The organism is Escherichia sp. Lx600-2, from assembly GCF_036662595.1.
Lineage (GTDB): Bacteria > Pseudomonadota > Gammaproteobacteria > Enterobacterales > Enterobacteriaceae > Escherichia > Escherichia coli.
The window spans coordinates 1-2,697 of record NZ_JAYQWM010000187.1 but is presented as its reverse complement, the minus strand read 5'-3'; the positions used below and the strand labels follow the sequence as shown (position 1 = coordinate 2,697).

Annotated in this window: 3 protein-coding genes; all 3 read right to left on the bottom strand. The window is 48.0% G+C overall.

Features of this window, described 5'->3' with window-relative positions:
* Nucleotides 1–1,114: 1,114 nt before the first annotated feature.
* The 3 genes from OQV04_RS24170 to OQV04_RS24160 all read right to left on the bottom strand — a co-directional run bounded on the left by OQV04_RS24170 (nucleotide 1,115) and on the right by OQV04_RS24160 (nucleotide 2,647).
* The gene (locus OQV04_RS24170; RefSeq protein ID WP_050953180.1) at nucleotides 1,115–1,612 is read right to left on the bottom strand and encodes a hypothetical protein; all 498 of its coding nucleotides are present in this window, start codon (nucleotides 1,610–1,612) and stop codon (nucleotides 1,115–1,117) included.
* 9 nt (nucleotides 1,613–1,621) lie between these two features.
* Nucleotides 1,622–2,209, bottom strand: a complete 588-nt coding sequence (locus OQV04_RS24165) for a hypothetical protein (RefSeq protein ID WP_050953182.1) — start codon at nucleotides 2,207–2,209, stop codon at nucleotides 1,622–1,624.
* Nucleotides 2,210–2,485: 276 nt separating this feature from the next.
* Nucleotides 2,486–2,647 (bottom strand): replication initiation protein, encoded by a 162-nt coding sequence (locus OQV04_RS24160; protein ID WP_072141184.1) that lies wholly within the window; start codon nucleotides 2,645–2,647, stop codon nucleotides 2,486–2,488.
* Nucleotides 2,648–2,697: the final 50 nt, after the last annotated feature.

Genomic DNA, 2,697 nt, shown 5'->3' with positions numbered 1-2,697 from the left:
GTCGGACTGAACGGGGGGTTCGTGCATACAGTCCAGCTTGGAGCGAACTGCCTACCCGGAACTGAGTGTCAGGCGTGGAATGAGATAAACGCGGCCATAACAGCGGAATGACACCGGTAAACCGAAAGGCAGGAACAGGAGAGCGCACGAGGGAGCTACCAGGGGGAAACGCCTGGGATCTTTATAGTCCTGTCGGGTTTCGCCACCGCTGATTTGAGCGTCAGATTTCGTGATGCTTGTCAGGGGGGCGGAGCCTATGGAAAACCGGCAGCCCTTAAGTCTCTTCTCACACTTCATACCTCCACGCCCTTTGATTGATCCCGTAACGCTCGCCGCAGAGTCATGACCGAACGCAGTGAGCGAATGACCGAGGAAGCGTAATTTCTCCGGTGGCTGCTTAGGCTCCTGTCGCTCCGTACTATCATCTTTCACCACTTACGTTTTCTGCACGTATTGATGCGGACAGGAAATGTCTTGTCATTACCGCCGCTTTGCGCCAGTGACAACATCAGCGGGACAAGATGTGTTTTTGGAGTACCGCCGACACTCCAGAATGTTTCATCAGGCGCCGCCCGATACGCTGAGTTTCGTGCGTACGAAATTTCTCTGCTGTTGAGATCTAGGGCAGGATTCGCAAAGTGCTGGCGTTTGTGCTCACATCCTTTAGACGTTGCGATGCAGGATAGGGCAGACGCCGCAAAATGACGTCATTTGCGGTATCTGCCCCGAAAACAGAATGTTTTCTCCTGAGCCTGCAGCTGGCTCTCAGAACCCCTACCGCCTCGCAAAGCTCGTTGCTCAACGCCTCACGACCGCACAGTAAACTGTGCACCCGTTCACCGTTATCGATGGGGTTCAGCGAGCCTTTTGAGCAGTTCGCAGGATTTTAGCCGCTAAAATTCCGGCCAGGCATGTTCGTGCATAGCCATGCAGATGCGCAGAAATCATCAGGCGCGTTTTTCAGGGGTTGGTGCTGGGAAAGGTGCCGGAAACGGCCCGCACGCGGCAGAAACGCGCTGAGGGCCTCTGCGGCGGTGCACGCAAGAGATGTTATGGTAAATCTCCCACCTCAGATATAGAAGCAGGAGAGAGACACTCAGTGAGGCTACAATTATTACAGGTTAGACGTGTCAGAAATCACGGTCTTATTAGGAATGTAGCGAACTAGTGTTTGAGCCATAATTCCGGAGATGATCATCTTATTTAGCTCAATTGTTGTAGTATCAGTTTTCCATGTTGCTTTTTCATCACTTACAAACTGTGGTTTGCCGTACTTTTGTGTAAGCAATTGATTTAATAAGTTAAATTGGTCGTTCGCTATTCCCTCGTTTTTCTTTTCTTTGCTGGCAACGTTGGTTTGGACTAATTTATCTGATGCGTCAAAAATAAACGTAACTGTATATATTCCACTACCTATATTCACGTCTTCAATGCTCACTTTTCCCCATTGGTCTTTATACTTTTGAGGGGGGATTAAATGAGCTTTTCCTTTCTGGGCTGCAACGACCTGATTTGGGGTCATACCCCATTCGGTATTGCCATAACCAGAGTCCTTTGCCATGCCAATCAGTGGCAGTGATAGCAAAGCGAGTGCAAGAATCTGCTTCTTCATGACGCCTCCTTATTTAAAACGTTCGACTTTGGCCAGGAACTCTTTAATGGAAACGATCGCTGTCGCTTTACCTCCGGGGATACTTTGTGCTGAGAAGTCGATGTCTTGATTTCCTTGGCTTGTGTGTATGCGAATGCGGCAGTTTTTAGCTGATACCATGCTCTCCAGCAATTTATATGGGATAACGATAGTATTCTTGCTAGAGGTATAGATCGTCTTGGATACGGAGTTATATGAGCTGCTGCTTAGATTAGTTTGTTGCTGTGCTTTATAGCTGGATATTTTACCATCAACATTTATATCAATCCCCGTCAAACCTAAGTATGCGGCATTTCCGCTAGATACATTCGAGTTGTAGGAAAGGATTAGTCCAGCCTCATCTGGATAGGCACTAGACCATATCGCGCCCAACTGAAGTGGTGTTCCCCAAGTGCTGTTAGGATCGTATAGCGAATTTGGAGATACCTCTATGACAGTCGAGTTATCAAAGGTTGATGTTTGCTGAGAAACAACACCCATTCCCGCCAATTTATCCATTGCTGTACAGCCAGAGATCGCTACTACGATCGCATAAGCAAAAAAAATCTTCCTTATCATTTCGTTATCCTATTTTTTTCTTTTTAACAGAGACTGAAAAAACATCGTATTCCCGAAACCATTTTGCACACGATATTCTTTTTTAAAAGGATTTTGAAAGGATGCGGGCAGATCTTCTTGAGATCCTTAAGCGAGAGTCGTAATCTCTTGACCACGAAACGAAAAAACCACCCTGGCAGGTGGTTTTTCGAAGGTTAGTTAATCCTGGCAGATTCTCTAACCGTGGTAACAGTCTTGTGCGAGACATGTCACCAAATCTGTCCTTCCAGTGTAGCCTCAGTCAGGCCGCCACTTCAAGAACTCTGAACACATCTCTCGCACAAACCTGTTACCAGTGGCTGCTGCCAGTGGCGTTTTGTCGTGTCTTTCCGGGTTGGACTCAAGACGATAGTTACCGGATAAGGCGCAGCAGTCGGACTGAACGGGGGGTTCGTGCATACAGTCCAGCTTGGAGCGAACTGCCTACCCGGAACTGAGTGTCAGGCGTG

What these genes read in the sequence shown, in the direction of transcription:
- OQV04_RS24170 (WP_050953180.1), bottom strand. Translation starts at nt 1,612, where the DNA reads ATGAAGAAGCAGATTCTTGCACTCGCTTTGCTATCACTGCCACTGATT.
- OQV04_RS24165 (WP_050953182.1), bottom strand. Translation starts at nt 2,209, where the DNA reads ATGATAAGGAAGATTTTTTTTGCTTATGCGATCGTAGTAGCGATCTCT.
- OQV04_RS24160 (WP_072141184.1), bottom strand. Translation starts at nt 2,647, where the DNA reads ATGCACGAACCCCCCGTTCAGTCCGACTGCTGCGCCTTATCCGGTAAC.